General features: G+C 56.9%; 13 protein-coding genes. 9 read left to right on the top strand and 4 right to left on the bottom strand.

Annotated elements, in window-relative coordinates:
* Nucleotides 1–13: 13 nt before the first annotated feature.
* The 4 genes from AC1Z24_RS03455 to AC1Z24_RS03440 form a co-directional block, all read right to left on the bottom strand.
* Complete coding sequence (locus tag AC1Z24_RS03455) at nt 14–1,306, bottom strand: MFS transporter (RefSeq protein ID WP_483744541.1); 1,293 nt, start codon at nt 1,304–1,306, stop codon at nt 14–16.
* 67 nt (nt 1,307–1,373) lie between these two features.
* Nucleotides 1,374–2,405 carry a Zn-dependent oxidoreductase gene (locus tag AC1Z24_RS03450; protein ID WP_483744540.1) on the bottom strand — a complete coding sequence of 344 codons (1,032 nt, stop codon included), beginning with the start codon at nt 2,403–2,405 and terminating at the stop codon, nt 1,374–1,376.
* Nucleotides 2,406–2,471: 66 nt separating this feature from the next.
* The gene (manD, locus tag AC1Z24_RS03445; protein ID WP_483744539.1) at nt 2,472–3,683 is read right to left on the bottom strand and encodes a D-mannonate dehydratase ManD; all 1,212 of its coding nucleotides are present in this window, start codon (nt 3,681–3,683) and stop codon (nt 2,472–2,474) included.
* A 4-nt stretch (nt 3,684–3,687) separates the two neighbouring features.
* On the bottom strand, nt 3,688–4,689 hold the full coding sequence (locus AC1Z24_RS03440; protein WP_483744538.1) for a sugar kinase: 1,002 nt from the start codon (nt 4,687–4,689) through the stop codon (nt 3,688–3,690).
* A gap of 152 nt (nt 4,690–4,841) precedes the next feature.
* Between AC1Z24_RS03440 and kdgR the strand changes: the two genes are divergently transcribed.
* From kdgR to AC1Z24_RS03395, 9 genes are all read left to right on the top strand, one after another.
* On the top strand, nt 4,842–5,624 hold the full coding sequence (gene kdgR / locus AC1Z24_RS03435) for a DNA-binding transcriptional regulator KdgR (RefSeq protein ID WP_483744537.1): 783 nt from the start codon (nt 4,842–4,844) through the stop codon (nt 5,622–5,624).
* Nucleotides 5,625–5,819: 195 nt separating this feature from the next.
* Nucleotides 5,820–6,749, top strand: a complete 930-nt coding sequence (locus AC1Z24_RS03430) for a LysR substrate-binding domain-containing protein (RefSeq protein ID WP_483744536.1) — start codon at nt 5,820–5,822, stop codon at nt 6,747–6,749.
* Nucleotides 6,750–6,944: 195 nt separating this feature from the next.
* Nucleotides 6,945–7,718 carry an ABC transporter substrate-binding protein gene (locus AC1Z24_RS03425; RefSeq protein ID WP_483744535.1) on the top strand — a complete coding sequence of 258 codons (774 nt, stop codon included), beginning with the start codon at nt 6,945–6,947 and terminating at the stop codon, nt 7,716–7,718.
* A 23-nt stretch (nt 7,719–7,741) separates the two neighbouring features.
* Nucleotides 7,742–8,890 carry a DUF2817 domain-containing protein gene (locus AC1Z24_RS03420; RefSeq protein ID WP_483744534.1) on the top strand — a complete coding sequence of 383 codons (1,149 nt, stop codon included), beginning with the start codon at nt 7,742–7,744 and terminating at the stop codon, nt 8,888–8,890.
* 28 nt (nt 8,891–8,918) lie between these two features.
* Entirely contained in the window at nt 8,919–9,995 is a 1,077-nt protein-coding gene (locus AC1Z24_RS03415) for an aromatic ring-hydroxylating dioxygenase subunit alpha (RefSeq protein WP_483744533.1), read from the top strand.
* A gap of 362 nt (nt 9,996–10,357) precedes the next feature.
* Complete coding sequence (locus AC1Z24_RS03410) at nt 10,358–12,076, top strand: Hsp70 family protein (protein ID WP_483744532.1); 1,719 nt, start codon at nt 10,358–10,360, stop codon at nt 12,074–12,076.
* Nucleotides 12,077–12,082: 6 nt separating this feature from the next.
* Nucleotides 12,083–13,396: a hypothetical protein gene (locus tag AC1Z24_RS03405; RefSeq protein WP_483744531.1), complete on the top strand. Its 1,314-nt coding sequence runs from the start codon at nt 12,083–12,085 to the stop codon at nt 13,394–13,396.
* A 730-nt stretch (nt 13,397–14,126) separates the two neighbouring features.
* Nucleotides 14,127–14,675 carry an adenylyl-sulfate kinase gene (locus tag AC1Z24_RS03400; protein ID WP_483744530.1) on the top strand — a complete coding sequence of 183 codons (549 nt, stop codon included), beginning with the start codon at nt 14,127–14,129 and terminating at the stop codon, nt 14,673–14,675.
* Nucleotides 14,672–15,421 carry a class I SAM-dependent methyltransferase gene (locus tag AC1Z24_RS03395; RefSeq protein WP_483744529.1) on the top strand — a complete coding sequence of 250 codons (750 nt, stop codon included), beginning with the start codon at nt 14,672–14,674 and terminating at the stop codon, nt 15,419–15,421. Before AC1Z24_RS03400 ends, AC1Z24_RS03395 begins: the two co-directional genes overlap by 4 nt.
* Nucleotides 15,422–15,426 lie beyond the last annotated feature (5 nt).

Below are 15,426 nucleotides of genomic sequence, written 5' to 3'. Positions count from 1 at the left end.
TGTTCATGACTGACTAGGGCCGGCTCAAGGCCGAAACGGGCTGCGGGCTTTTGGCCTGCGCGTTACCGGTATCCGCCACCGACAGCGGCTTGACGTAGCGCGCCACACACACAGCGCCAATCACGGTCAACAGTCCCGCCAGCAAAAATGCACTGGTGAACGAACCGGTGTATTGCACCAGAAAGCCAGTCAAGGTCGGGCCTATGATGCCCGAGGTGTTGGCCAGAAAATGCATGAAGCCACTGACGCCACCCACCCGCGCGGCAGGTACGGTGTCCTGGATGATCGCCCAGTAGATGGCGCCGGTGAGGTAAAGGAAGAACACTGCCAAGGCGACGAGAATGACCGCCGGATACAGGGTTTTTACCATCCCCGCACAGGCGATACACGCGGCGCACAACAACAGGCACGTTACCAGCACCACCTTGCGGGAGAACATTATCCGTCCGGTTTTCTTAAACACGAAGTCGGAAATGAAACCGCCCAGGGCCAGGCCGAGGAAACCCAGGACCCAGGGGATGACCGTGGCGACGCTCATGTCCTTAACGTTGAGGCCATGTGCCATAGTCAAGTAACTGGGGAACCAGCTCAGGAAAAAGAACAGTGTGTAGTTATAGGAAAAGAACGCCAGGGACGTGAACAGCACCGTGGGCTGCTTGAGGTAGAACCGTAACGGGAATACCGGCTGCGCCGCCAGCTCGCTTTGGCCCTCGGCCCGCGCAATATCCTCGCCGCCCTCGCCTTCAGGCCGTTCCTTAACGAACCTGTACCACACCGCCGCCCAGACCAGGCCGATCACCATGATGATAATGAACGACATCTTCCAGCCGTAGGTGACGGCGATGAAGCCCACCACCGGCCCGGAAATCGCCCCACCCAACGGTGTACCGGACATCGACGTGCCAATCGCCCGCGCCCTGCGCTTGGGGGTGTACCAGTTGTTGATCATCTTGCTCGTAGTGACGCTCAGTGGCCCCTCCCCCATTCCGAACAGGATGCGAATGAGCACTAGCGAGGCGAAGCCAATGGTCAGCACCGTGAGACCGCTGAACATCGACCACAGCACCATCGCCAGCAACAGCGTAGTTTTCGCGCCGTAGCGGTCGGCAGCCCAACCACCGACAAAGTTGAACACTGCATAACCGACAAAAAAACTACTGAAGATCATGCCCATCTCACCCGTCGAAAGACCATAGTCTTTCTGGATGAAGGGGGCCGCAACGGACAACGCCGAGCGATCCAGGTAATTGATGACGCCTGCCAGGAACAGCATGATGATGATTAACGTGCGACCTTGACCAAACATTGGAACCTCCCGCTTCTTGTGTTTATTCGGTGAGGGTGCCCGCAGGGGCACGAGTATCTGAAGACGGCTATGGATGGGCGCCGCTCAGTTCCACGAGAACCTTGCGGGTTTGCTCGGGATGGCTTTCGATCAAATCAATTGCCCCCGGCATTTCGTCGAAGCTGACGCGGTGACTGATCATTTCCTGGACGTTCAATGTGCCGCTGGCGATCAATTCGATCACCCTTGGAAACTTGCGATTGTTCAGGCGCGATCCCACCAGCGTCAGTTCTTTCTTGATCATTTCCAGCTGCACAAGGTCGCTCGGCACCGCGTTGAAACCCAGCAGGCCGATACGCCCTGCGGGCGAGGCCAGGCGCACCATTTGCGGCATCAATGCCGGAATGCAGGCCGCGTCGACGATCAGCGGCACACCTTCGCCATGGGTCAGTTCACGCATAGTTGCCTCGACATCGAGATCCTTGCCGTTGAGCGTGCGGCTGGCACCGAGTGCCTTGGCAGTCTCCAGACGTGTATCCAGAACGTCGGTCACGGTGATATCGGTCAGCCCCAGCGCCTGGGCCATTTGCACCAGCGTCAGGCCAATCACACCCGCGCCGTAGATCAACAGGCTGTCGCCCGGCTGCGGCTGCATGCGATCAAGCACGTTCAGGGCGATGCTGTAAGGTTCAACCAGCGCCGCATGGCTCAGGGACATCGAGTCAGGCAAGCGATGGGCATTGTCCGCAGGTACACACACTTGCTCGCTGAAACCGCCATCGCGATGGACGCCAATCACTTGCAGCCGGGTGCAGACGTTCGGCCGATTGATGCGGCAGGGGTAGCAGGTGCCACAGCTGATGACCGGGTCAATGCACACGCGGTCGCCGACCTTGAGGCTCTCGACCCCCTCGCCCACTTCCCGTACCACGCCTGAGAACTCATGGCCGGTCACTCGCGGAAACCGCACAAAGGCGTTTTGCCCGTGAATGATGTGCATGTCCGAGCCGCAGATACCGGCGTAGGCGACGTCAACCTTGACTTCGCCAGGAGCGACGTGGGGCATCTCGACTTGCGCCAGGCCGTATTCAAAAGGTGCTCTTACTTGAAATGCTTTCATCGGGTAACTCCTGACAGGGCCGGTGGCACTCTGTGCTTTGTCGTTATCAATCAGTCGAAATAGCGCTTACCAGTGCCAGAGCGTGCCGTCTTCCAGGCGATTGACCGGCAGGCTGGCGCGCTTATAGGGGTATTTCGCCGCCAGGTTCTCGTCGATGTCGACGCCATGCCCCGGCGTCTCACCAGGGGTGAAATGGCCATCTTCAAAGCGATAGGCGTGGGGAAACACTTCGTCGATACGTTCGTCATGGGGCATGTGTTCCTGGATCCCGAAATTGGGCACCCAGGTATCGAAATGCAGCGCCGCGCCCATACACACCGGCGACAGGTCGGTGGCGCCATGAAAGCCGGTGCGTACCTGATAGAGCGCGGCAAAGTCGGCAATACGGCGCACATGGGTGATGCCACCTGCATGTACCAGGGTGGCGCGGATGTAGTCGATCAACTGCTCCTGGATAAGCTCCCGGCAGTCATGAATGGAGTTGAACACTTCACCCACCGCCAGCGGCGTCGTGGTGTGCTGGCGGATCAGGCGGAAGGCTTCCTGATTTTCGGCCGGGGTGCAGTCTTCGAGCCAGAACAGATTGAATGGCTCAACGGCCTTGCCCAGGCGCCCCGCTTCAATGGGCGTAAGGCGATGGTGCACGTCGTGCAGGATGTGCAAGTCATCGCCGAAACGCTCGCGAACGGCGGCGAACAGCTTGGGCACATGGTTCAGGTATTTGGCGGTGTCCCACACATGTTCGGCAGGCAGGTCGCTGTCGGCAGGTTCATAACGTTCACCGCTGCGTTTGGCCACGCCATAGGTGGTAGCAATGCCGGGAATCCCGCACTGCACGCGCACAGCCTTGTAACCCAACTCCACGTGCCGGGCGACTTCGTCCAGGCAACCTTCGATGTCCTTGCCCGTGGCGTGTCCGTAGACCATTACCCGCTCGCGGCTTTTGCCACCGAGCAACTGGTACAACGGCATCTGCGCGGCCTTGGCCTTGATGTCCCAAAGAGCGATGTCCACGGCGGCAATCGCGGTCATGGTTACCGGGCCACGGCGCCAGTAGGCCCCGCGATACAGGTACTGCCAGATGTCTTCGATACGCTGGGCATCGCGACCGATCAATGCTGGCAGCACATGTTCTTCAAGGTAGGCGACGACCGCCATTTCCCGACCGTTCAAGGTCGCATCGCCAATGCCGTAGAGTCCGGAGTCAGTGACGATTTTCAGGGTGATCAGGTTGCGGCCCGGACAGGTCACAATGACGCGGGCTTCAATAATTTTCATAAAGTCAGGCCTCTACGGCGGAAGAAAATGAAAGCATTGTCAGGCTCGGCATGGCATCACCCGGAATCAGCGCGCCGCGATGCTGGACGACTTGGGCCGCCAGGCGATGCCCCCAGCGCGCAGCCAGTTGCGGATTACCGCCCTGGAGGCGACACGAAAGATAGGCTGCGCTGAAGGAGTCGCCCGCCGCCGTGGTATCGACGACTTGCCGCACCTGCTCGGCAGGGACTTCGAAACGACCTGAGGCGCACTGGATCAAACACGAGGCCACGCCACGCTTAACGACGACTTCGCATACGCCAAAATCTGCATAGGCGTTAAACAATGTCTCGACATCGGCATAACCGAACAGTGCGGCGTCGTCCTCCCAGGTAATCAGCGCCAGGTCAGTCAGACGCAGCATCTCACCATAGGCCTGGCGCGCAACCTGGGCATCGGGCCACAAATGGGGACGGTAGTTGTTGTCGAAGACGATGCGCGTGCCGGATTCACGGGCAAGACGCAAGGCGTGCATCAGGCGCGATCGGCCACTGACCGTGAGAATCGCCAGGCTGATACCACTCAGGTAGATGTAGTCGTAATCCGCAAGGGCCCGCAATACGGCATCTGCTTCAGGGCCGTCGAACATGCGCCGCGCCGCAGCTTCGCCACGCCAATAAAGAAAGCGTCGTTCGCCAAGTGTGTCGGTCTGGATGAAATACAGCCCTGGTAGCGCATCCTTGATCACGCGCACATGTTGATCTGCGATGCCTTCGTCGCGCCAGGACTGACGCATGGCGTCGCTGAAGCTGTCAGCGCCGATGGCGGTGACGTAGTCCACAGCAATCCCGGCGGCGGGGCTCAGTCGGGTCAGGTAGACCGCCGCATTGAGCGTGTCGCCGCCGAAGGTCTGGTTGAGACCTGAGACAGGATCGCCGCGCATCTCGATCATGCACTCGCCCACCAGCGCCACTTTGAGGGGGCGAGATGAAGCGGTTTGCGGGCATTGCCCTGGAGTTACCTTCATCACTGCACGCCTTTGTTATTTTTAAAACGGCGGTTCATTTTTAATGACTAGTGTCGAGTTTAATCCGTTTTTCCATACCGTCAAGAAAAATGAAACAGCGTTTTGACTTACCAGCGTATATGCTTGGGTTTTTCGTTCCCGTCGGAGCTTTCATGAACGACAGCACCATCCAGAACAACGAACTGGTCTCCTCCGTAGGCCGAACCATGGCCATCCTTGAAGCACTGGCCGCGCATCCGGAGGAAAGCGGCCTATCGGAAATCGCTCAGAAACTCGACATGTCCAAAAGCACGGTTTACCGGTTTTTGCAGTCACTCAAGGCTCGAGGCTATGTGGTGCAGGGTGCCGAGGATCGCTACAGGCTCAGCGTCAAGCTGTTTGAACTCGGCGCCCAGGCCCTGCCCCACCTGGATATCGTCCGCGAGGCGGAACCGGGTATGCGGCGCATTAACGAATTGACAGGCGAGACGGTGCACTTGGGCATTCTTGACGAAGGCAGCATCGTCTACGTGCACAAGATCGACTCCAAATACAACCTACGCATGTATTCGCGCATCGGCCGACGCGCGCCGCTGTACTGCACTGGTATTGGCAAGGTATTGATGGCGTGGCTGGAACAGCCCGATCTGATCGCGCATTTGCAGGAAGAAAGTTTCGAGCGCCGTACCGTAAATACGTTGACCAGCATTGAGGCGTACTTACAGGAAATGGAGGTGGTTCGCGCACAGGGTTATGCCGAAGACCATGAAGAATTCGAAGACAATATGCGCTGCCTCGCCGCACCGATCCGCGACCGTTTTGGCCATGTGATTGGTGGCATGAGCGTGTCATTCCCCTGCTTTCGGTTTCGCGAAGAACTCAAGCAGGACTACGTCAAGCGGTTGATGGAAGCCACGCAGCAGATTTCCGGGCAATTAGGGTGGCACGCGAATTAGCTTACGCAATCTGTCCTGCAAAACGCTCCTGATCGGTATCCGTGCGGGCATCACGCCTTGCGTGATTAAAGCGGTTGGAGCTGCAACCGTAGAGCTCGTAGTCACCCGGTCCGTAGTCGGCACTTGCGAGCTCATAGCAATTCCCGCCGCAAACAGCCAATAATCAGGGCTCACTCCATTCCCCCAGGTTCTGAAATGGATAACCTGCCACCTCTGCGTGCGCTACAGATTTTTGACGTCGTCGGGCGCTGTGGCGGCATTACCGAAGCAGCACGACGTCTCGGAATTTCGGCTGGCGCTGTAAGCCAGCAGATGAAATTGCTTGAGGAAAGCCTTGGAGTGGGCCTGACGATGAAGGACGGCAAGCGTATTCGATTAACCGCTGTCGGCGAACGATACCACCGCAATTGTGCAGCCGCGTTTGAGAGCCTTCAGCTCGGCAGGGCAGAGGTTGAACTAGCCAAAAACACCAGCAATATGCGCGTCAGCTCCCTGCCTTCTTTGATGTCCAAATGGCTCGCGCCACAGATTTTCGGCTGGCAAGATCAATACCCTGATGTTGACCTGTTTTTGGAGGCTCGCCACGCCGAACCCGCGAGCGACGGATATAGCATTGATTTTCGCATTACCTACAGCGACCGTGTGCCGGACTCTCGCAATGCAATTGAGCTGTTCCGGGACTGCATCGTACCCGTCTGTAGCCCAAGCCTGCTCAAGGGCAGGGAGCCGATTACCCGCCCCGAACAAATTCTTGACTACCCTCTTCTTTCGATCGACTGGTTACCCAGCTTTGCTTCACCGCCATCATGGCGAGACTGGCTAACCGCGCAGCAGGTCTCTTGCGCAAAAATACCGGATGGTCATCGGGTATTTTCATTGTCATCGATGGCGATTCAAGCAGCAATTGAACACCGAGGGTTTGTGCTGGCTCAACACTCTATGGTTCGAGCAGATCTTGAATCCGGGCATCTGATCATGCCGCTTGCACAGCCTCTGTTTCTGCTGTCGTCCTATTACCTGGTCTGGAGCGAAAGCACTTTTGAGAAACCCTGGTGCCGAGACTTCCATAGATGGCTGGTCGCCCGTGGAAAAGAGCAGCATGAGATGAACCAGGCATTACTTTAGTTTTTCTAAACTATAAGACACTTTAGCTGATATTAACTAAGCCAAAAAAATCAGCTATTTTGGCTTCGTAAAAAACAAAATAAGAAATCGAGCTCTCCCGCTTTTCCATTTTGCTGCCGATCATGCAGGACTTCACAGCGCCCATTACCGCACTGTGCGCTGCCCTGTCCCGTACGCCAAGCCGGAAACGCTAATATGAAAAACCTGATAGCCGTATTGTTGCTTGCTGTAGCGTCGAATAGTTCTTTTGGCAAAGACATTACAACCATCCGGTTCGGTGTCGATCCCACATTCGCGCCTTTTGAATCCAAATCCCCCCAGGGGACACTTCAAGGATTCGACATTGACCTGGGTAGTGCAATCTGTGCCCAACTGAAAGCCAAGTGTGTATGGGTAGAAACCAGTTTCGACAGCATCATCCCGGCACTCAAGGCGGGTAAGTTTGATGCAATCCTGTCAGCCATGACCGTGAACGAAACCCGCGCTAAACAGGTGGCATTCAGCGAAAAGCTATATAGCTCGCCGACCCGTTTAATTGCCAAGACAGACAGTCCCCTATTGCCCACTCCTGCGTCGCTGGCAGGCAAAACCGTTGGTGTGGCCCAAGGCTCTACCCAAGAAGCCTACGCAAAATCCAAGTGGGTACCCAACGGGGTAAATGTGGTGAGTTACGCAAACCAGGACCTCGTCTACCCGGAGCTGCTTAATGGACGTATCGATGCGACCTTGACCGATGCGGTAGTCGGTGACCTGGGCTTCTTGCAGACCGCACAGGGTAAAGGCTACTCGTTCGCTGGTGGCCCCGTCAGAGACAGCTTTTTACTGGGCGAAGGCGTCTCTATAGGAATCAGTAAATCCAACAAAGAGATGATCGACGCGATTAACTCAGCCTTGCGAGCCCTGCATGAAAACGGGACGTATGACGCCATCCAGAAGAAGTATTTCAGCTTCGATATTTACAACGGTTGATCACTGGACTGTGAGTTATTCCTATGCCTGGTTTATTTCCAGAGACTCCTTGCTATCAGGGTTTGCGAGAGCGCTTTCTGAATGCCGCGACCAAAGCTGGCGCGGCTCTGAGCTGCTACGACCATCCACTGCCGGGGCCCTTCGGGGAGAAACTCAGCACCGATGTGGCGCTGCTGGGAAACCCGCAAGCCAAGCGAGCATTGGTGTTATTAAGCGGCACCCATGGCATCGAGGGCTACTACGGATCGGACTGCCAAAGCCGATGGCTGGACGTACTCGCCACCCGTGAGTTGCCCGATGACATCGCCATCCTGATGGTTCACCTGATCAACCCTTGGGGCACCGCATGGATGCGGCGGGTTAACGAAGACAATATTGATGTGAACCGTAACTACCTGGATTTCAGCCAGCCGCTGCCGACTAACCTGGCGTACGCCGCAATGCACGATGTTTTCGCCAGCGCCGATCTGCGCGGGCCTGAGCGTGCCAAGGCCGACGCTCGCTTCAGTTCACTGGTCGATACACACGGTTGGGCTGGGCTGATGGCGATCGTGGGTGCCGGGCAATACCAGTTTCCCGACGGGCTGTTCTTCGGCGGTCACGGCCCAACCTGGTCAAACCGCACATTAAGGCAAATCCTCGAAACGCATTTAAGCAGCGCATCGGTTGCCATGGTGTTTGATCTCCACACCGGAGCTGGTGAGTATGGTCATCCGATGCTGATGACCATTGCCCAATCTGCTTATCCGGCCCTACCCCAGGCGCAAGCTCTCTTCGGCCCTTGGCTTTATACCCTTATCACCGGCGCCAATACCGTGAGTGAAACCGGCGTTGCGGCTACGGCCGCAGGCTACACGTCACAAGCCTTACTCAATATGCTACCCAACATGCACCTACTACCCTTTGTGATCGAATGCGGTACGTGGCCCGGGCCCTCAGTTCACACTAGTTTGCGAGACGATCACTGGTTGCATCTGCACGGTGATCCGACTGACGTAGTCGGGAAAAAAGTAAAGGGCGTTCTGCTGGAGCAATTTTACCCTTGCGATAGCGACTGGCAAGAAATCGTCTGGATACGAACCCGGCAAATCTGGGAGAAGGCACTACAAGCGTTGCCTACCCTCATAAGCTCTCAGGGCCTGCGCGGCACTGAACATACGCCCCTTTACTAGAACAAGCCCACTGTCAGGAATAACTCATATGTACTTACGTAACGCCTGGTATGTAGCCGCCAGTGACGCAGATATAGGCCGTAGTTTGTACCCTACGACTATGCTGGGAGAGCCAATAGTGCTGTTTCGCAAAACAGATGGCGAACTGGTTGGCCTGGAAGACGCCTGCCCTCACCGAAAGCTCCCACTGTCTATGGGACGACTGGACGGGGATCAAGTTGAGTGTGGCTACCACGGCCTGACGTTCGACGACAAAGGTACCTGCACCAGGGCACCCACTAGCGGCCGAATTCCTTCAAGGGCGAGCGTTCATAGCTATCCGATTCAAGTTCGTTATGGGCTGGTGTGGTTGTGGATGGGCGAGCCGGCTCTGGCCGATCCCGCCAGTTTGTGCGAGGTGCCGGAGTGGGACGACCCGAAATGGGGACTCAGCCGAGGCGCAAGCATGACCGTACCCTGCCATTACCTGTATATAACCGATAACCTGCTAGACCCATCGCACGTTGCCTGGGTACATCAGTCGTCCTTTGGAAACCCCGCCTGCGCTTCAGAGCCCCTCACAACAACCGAGACTGCGAACGGAGTCATCGTATCGCGATGGATGCGCAACGTTGATGTGGCACCGTTTTATGCCCAATTCGTAACCTTCGAGGGGCAGTGTGATCGGCTGCAGCATTACGAAGTCCAGTATCCCTGCCAAGCCATTATCAAAGCGTTGTTTACGCCGGCAGGAACCGGTCAAGAGTCGGGCCCTCTGCATGAGGACGTATTTTTAATGAACTCTTATAATTTCATTACGCCAGTGGACGAGCACTCGACTCGCTACTTCTGGTTCCAGCTACGCAACTTCGAGCCAGGCAATGAAGAGGTATCGCGTCGCTTCGATGAGGACGTTCAACACGCCTTCGCTGAGGATCGTGCAGTGCTGGCGGCAGTACACAAAGGAATGATCCATCCACGCACGCCACCGATTAACTTGCCCAGCGATGCCGGGCCAGTAAAGTTTCGACGCGAACTAGCGAAGCGCATCGCTGCGCAAGATGCTGAAGAACTGCACATCAAATCTGTTTCACCATCTGCGCCAATACCGCTGCTGATTTCATAAACAGCCGAGGCTTGCGCTGGCATTCGGTAACTGGCGCCTTGATCGTCCTTGAGGCGCGAATGTCTTCATTCTGTTCACGCACCGCGGCAAAAGGTTGGCTGCCAGCCCGGCGACGGCCACAGCGAGCAAAATGTTTCTGTGCATTTTTTTTCGGTCCCTCGAACGCTTGCAAGAAGTGCAAGCGCATCCGTGTGGGGTAGACCCATCGCAACCCGGTTGGTGCTCAACTAAAAACAATACGCTGCCTGTATGAGCAGCAGCTCACACATCAAGGTAAAGAACCCAGGTCAGGGAACGGACGGCATATTCTTGCCTCGAATACGTCGTGCCGCGCTTTTCCATTCTCGGCTCAGGGAGTTTGAATGATCATCGGAATAGACCTCGGTACCACCAACAGTCTCGCGTCAGTCTGGAAAGATGGGCAGCCGCACCTGATCCTCAACGCGCTGGGCACCTACCTGACGCCCAGCTGCGTCAGTATTGATGCCGACGGCAGCATCCTCATCGGCCAGGCCGCGCGTGACCGCTTGCAGACTCACCCGCACCTGACCGCCTCGCTGTTCAAACGCTATATGGGCAGCGACAAAACGTTTGAGCTAGGTAGTCGCCAGTTCCGCGCCGAGGAGCTGGCGTCGCTCGTATTGCGCTCACTCAAGGCCGATGCCGAAGCGATGCTCGGCGAAGCAGTCACCGAAGCGGTGATCACTGTTCCTGCGTACTTTTCCGACAGCCAACGCAAGGCCACGCGTATTGCTGGCCAGTTGGCGGGGCTGACAGTCGAGCGGCTGGTCAACGAGCCAACCGCCGCCGCATTGGCTTACGGGCTGCACCAGGATGAAGACGCCACGCAGTTTCTGGTGTTCGACCTGGGCGGCGGGACCTTCGATGTATCGATTCTGGAGATGTTCGAAGGCGTTATGGAAGTGCGGGCTACCGCAGGCGACAACTTCCTGGGCGGCGAAGATTTTGTCGATGCCATTGTTCAACTGTTCTTTGCCCGCACGGCGTTGCCAGATGCCGCTCGCGACGACGGTGTATTCATGCAACGCCTGGTGGCACGGGCGGAGCTGGCCAAGCGAGCGCTGTCGGACGCAGAGAGCGCGACCATCGCTCTATTCTGGCGCGACATTGAGTATTCGTTAGTGCTGACCCAAGAGCACTTTCGCGTGATCAGTGAACCATTGCTCACACGCTTGCGTGCGCCAGTCGAACGGGCGCTGCGTGACGCCAGTATTCGCGCCAACGAGATCGACAACATCGTGCTGGCGGGTGGCGCAACCCGTTCGCCAGCCATCCGGCAGATGGTCACTCGCATGTTCGGCCGCTTCCCTGCCATGGACCTGAATCCCGATGAGGTCGTCGCACTGGGAGCTGCAGTGATGGCTGGCCTCAAAGCCAATGATCAGATGCTTGAGGACGTGGTCATGACCGACGTCTGCCCTTACACGCTGGGCGTCGAAACCGTGCACCGCATGCCCAATGGCGGGGAAGTCGATGGTTACTTTTCGCCCATCATCGAGCGCAATACCGTGGTGCCCGCCAGCCGGGTGAAAAGCTACGTACCGATCCATGAAGGCCAACGGGTGTTGAAACTGGAGATTTTCCAGGGCGAGGCGCGCCTGGTCCGCGACAACATAAAGCTGGGGAGCCTCACGGTCCCGCTGCCGCGCCTGTCACGCGAGCAAGACAGCGTCGACGTGCGTTTCACCTACGACGTCAACGGCCTGCTGGAAGTGGAGGCCACCGTCGACGCCACCCAGGAAGTTCATCACCTGATCATCCAGTCCAACGCCGGGGTCTTGAGCGAGCTGGAGATCGCAGCACGCTTGAGCGCCCTGGCCGACTTGAAGATCCACCCGCGCAGCAAACTCGAAAACCGCGCGCTGGTTGCACAGGCCGACCGCGTTTTTCAGCAGCTCAGAGGGGAATCCCGCGAGCAACTCGGCGACGAGATCGGACGCTTCGAACAGGCACTCGATACCCAGGATGAACGGCTGATTCGCGCCGCCAGGGAACGTCTGCGCAAGGCGATCGGGTATTTCGAGCGCGACAGCTTCTTCGACCCTGACTTTCAGTTCTAGATGACCATGACCACTCATTGGTGCTTCCAGCACCTGGGCATTGCCCCCACTCCCGACAAGAAAGTCATCAAAAGGGCGTATGCGCTTGCGCTCAAGAAAATCGATCAAGGGCACGAGCGCGAAGCGTTCCAGACGTTGCGGCGGGCGTACGAGCAGGCACTGAATTTTGCAGACACCTGGGAGGACGACGAAGAGGAGCCATTCGAGCAGGATGCACTGACGTTCACGGTTGATCCTGAACGCCTGGTTTTTGACCTGCAAGAGATCCTTGAGTCAGCAGGCCCGACAGCAGACGAGGTGATCGCGCCCAGCGTTGAAGACCCATTGGAGCGCCCCCCTGCCCCGCCCCGTGACGAGGTGCGCGAGAGTTTGCTGGCGACCAGGGAATGGATCGACGCCTTGTTTCTCGCCGACGAGGGCTCACCCGCGGCAACGATTCTCGAACAGGCACTCGACGACCCGCGCATGACGCATTTGGACAGCCAGTCGCGGTTTGAAGCACAGCTGGCCGATCGGCTCTATCAGGATCATGAAGGTCGCGTTGCATTGTTCAATGCTGTTGCGCAGCGTTTCGATTGGACCGAACGCAACAGTCGACCGATGGGCAGCACAGCGGCAACGCAGTGGATCTGGCAAGTGGTCAATCAGGATGTGCAATGGCGCGAGCAAGACAAAGCAGCCTGCACGCTGCAGTGCGCAGCGTTAAATGCCATAAATCTGAGCGCAACACCGTCAAGCACCGATGCGTTTAGATACGTCCCCGTTCTTGAAGAACTGCTGGAACAGTTCCCTGAATGGTTTGCCTTGCGGGTAACGTCATCGAGGCTGCAAGCCTGGCGTGAAACTTACTCGGCGATCCTGCCCGGTAAACGACGCAAAGAGCGACTCAAGGCACGCTATTTTGGTAATTGGTCACGATTTACAGCCACTTTGCTGGGACTGATGCTCTGCCTGGCGCTGGCAAAGCCGGTGCTGACAGTACTATTTTTCCCGACACCCGCACCGGCGCCCAAAGAACAACGGGAGCAAGCACCCGCCCCCTCCGAACCTGTACTCTCATTCGAATTTACCGGGGCCGTCACTCGTGACAATTGCGATGACGCTCACGAGTTCGCCCACCACTCCAACTGGCTGGAAATAGACGACGGCAACGCCAACGCACTCTTCACCACTCGTTTATTGCTTTGCCAGCAGGACGGCTTATGGAAGCAAGCCAACGACCCATTGCTCGCCTGCCTGAGAACAGAGCGCATCAAGGCACTGACTGAGGGTCGTCCGGAAGCGGTAAAGGTGTGTCAGGTGATCAACCATGACAGTTAAACCACCCGAAAACGGACAGTCTCACAGACTGCCTTAACCTCTAGCTCCGCCCCCCATCCAACCGCAATCGCCTGCGACGCGCCACCAACGCCCGCCCAAACGACAACTCGGCATACTCAATAAAAAGCCGCGCCATATGATTCAGCGCGGCCTCCTCTTTTTTGTTCTGCCGCGCGATGGGCCACATGCTATAGCGTGAATCGTCTCTAGTGCCTGTAAGGCAATATTTTCAGATTCCGAAAGTGCGTTGGATGTACTGACCTCTTCGCGGGCAAGCCTCGCTTCCACAGGGGGTAGCCGAGACGGGCGAGCTGATAAACGACCGAATCCGATTAGCCTTATTGAGTCAATGGTCAAAGGAAAAGCACACAACCCGCTTGTACCCGCTTTCGAAACACTAAAATCAGCCAAGAAAGAACGCGAGCCAGTTAGGTCATCATTCTGCTGAACACCCACTCACCAGTCAGGGCGCACCTCTTGAAGGGGGGCAAGATTTAATATTGCCGTAAAGCCATGAAAATATGGATCGCCGTTAAAATAACGCCGCCACAAACCGACTTTTTAACTGCCCAAAATAATCCTGTCCCATCCGAGGATTCTGCCGATAGCCTTGCTATCGCGGGCGTTTCAGGCGTTCCCGTGTCCGATGGTGTTCAATGCTGGAACGTGCTGTTACTGTCATGGATCGTGGCGGGTTGACACTTCCAAACTGCAAGTGAGTCTGGTCAATATGAAGGGTGACATTACCGAGCAAGTGATGTGGATTACCGGCCTGTCGGGGGCGGGTAAATCAACATTGGCCCGTGAGCTTGTCGCCAGGCTTCGCAGCGATGGTCATTCGGTTGTCATGCTCGACGGGGATGAGTTGCGCGGCGTCTTCGGCGCAACAGCCACCAATGCGCAAAACCATGGCCGAGAAGGGCGATTGGCACTGGCCATGCAGTACGCTGGCCTGTGCAAGATCATTGCGGCACAGGGACACATCGTGGTGATCGCGACCATTTCGCTGTTCCGCGAGGTTCATGCCTGGAACCGTACCCATCTCCCTGGTTATTTTGAAGTTCACTTGAAGGTGCCGTTGGAGGAACTGCGCCGTCGCGATCCCAAGGGCATATACCGACGCTTTGATGCGGGCGAGTTGCACAATGTCGCGGGGCTCGACTTATCAGTCGATGAACCGGACGCGGCAGATTGGGTGATAGCGTTTGACCCGGACCGCTCCGTACAAGCAATGAGTGATGATTTACTACAGCATTTTTACGAAAGGAAGTTGGTATGAAAACCGAATGGGATTACACAACCCTGGCCGACGCTTATCTCAAACGGCCCGACTATGCCGACGCAGCGATTGACGCAATGCTCTCGATAGCAGGTGCAGAGAAAGGCGACAAGTTTTGCGATGTCGGAGCTGGCGTCGCCCACCTGACCATGATGCTCGCCGCCCGTGGTCTGGATGTTGTGGCCGTAGAGCCCAATGATGCGATGCGAGCCAACGGCATCAAGCGCACCAGCGACCTGGCCAATGTCAGTTGGCATGAAGGCACCGGTGAAGTCACAGGCCAGACGTCCAACACCTTCGATATGGTCACCTTCGGCAGCTCCTTTAACGTATGCGATCGCCAGATGGCACTCAAGGAAACGGCGCGCATCCTTAAGCCCCGTGGCTGGTTTTCCTGTATGTGGAACCATCGCGATCTTGAGGACCCTATACAGGCCCGGATCGAAGCCATCATTAAAGAGCGGGTGCCGAGTTATGGCTATGGCACGCGTCGTGAAGATCAGACCGCAGTATTGGAGGCCAGCGCACTGTTCGGCGCTATCGTCCATCTCGATGCACGTATCATTCACGAGCAAAGCATTGAAGAGTGTCTGGAAGCGTGGCTCTCTCATGCAACGCTGGAGCGTCAGGCCGGTTCGACATTCCACGAGGTGATTGGCGCAATTGATCACTATCTGAAGAGCCTTGAGACAGCCTCGATCCAGATTCCGTACTCGACCAATATTTGGGTCGCACAGTTGAGATAATGCTG

This window comes from Pseudomonas sp. JL23 (genome assembly GCF_056933585.1).
This window is presented reverse-complemented; position numbering and strand designations above follow the sequence as displayed.

Excerpts from the sequence above, each read along its gene's own strand:
- AC1Z24_RS03440 (WP_483744538.1), bottom strand. The coding sequence starts at position 4,689 with ATGAAGGTAACTCCAGGGCAATGCCCGCAAACCGCTTCATCTCGCCCC.
- AC1Z24_RS03455 (WP_483744541.1), bottom strand. The coding sequence starts at position 1,306 with ATGTTTGGTCAAGGTCGCACGTTAATCATCATCATGCTGTTCCTGGCA.
- AC1Z24_RS03425 (WP_483744535.1), top strand. The coding sequence starts at position 6,945 with ATGAAAAACCTGATAGCCGTATTGTTGCTTGCTGTAGCGTCGAATAGT.
- AC1Z24_RS03450 (WP_483744540.1), bottom strand. The coding sequence starts at position 2,405 with ATGAAAGCATTTCAAGTAAGAGCACCTTTTGAATACGGCCTGGCGCAA.
- AC1Z24_RS03410 (WP_483744532.1), top strand. The coding sequence starts at position 10,358 with ATGATCATCGGAATAGACCTCGGTACCACCAACAGTCTCGCGTCAGTC.
- AC1Z24_RS03405 (WP_483744531.1), top strand. The coding sequence starts at position 12,083 with ATGACCACTCATTGGTGCTTCCAGCACCTGGGCATTGCCCCCACTCCC.
- manD (WP_483744539.1), bottom strand. The coding sequence starts at position 3,683 with ATGAAAATTATTGAAGCCCGCGTCATTGTGACCTGTCCGGGCCGCAAC.
- AC1Z24_RS03395 (WP_483744529.1), top strand. The coding sequence starts at position 14,672 with ATGAAAACCGAATGGGATTACACAACCCTGGCCGACGCTTATCTCAAA.
- AC1Z24_RS03415 (WP_483744533.1), top strand. The coding sequence starts at position 8,919 with ATGTACTTACGTAACGCCTGGTATGTAGCCGCCAGTGACGCAGATATA.
- AC1Z24_RS03400 (WP_483744530.1), top strand. The coding sequence starts at position 14,127 with ATGAAGGGTGACATTACCGAGCAAGTGATGTGGATTACCGGCCTGTCG.
- AC1Z24_RS03420 (WP_483744534.1), top strand. The coding sequence starts at position 7,742 with ATGCCTGGTTTATTTCCAGAGACTCCTTGCTATCAGGGTTTGCGAGAG.
- kdgR (WP_483744537.1), top strand. The coding sequence starts at position 4,842 with ATGAACGACAGCACCATCCAGAACAACGAACTGGTCTCCTCCGTAGGC.
- AC1Z24_RS03430 (WP_483744536.1), top strand. The coding sequence starts at position 5,820 with ATGGATAACCTGCCACCTCTGCGTGCGCTACAGATTTTTGACGTCGTC.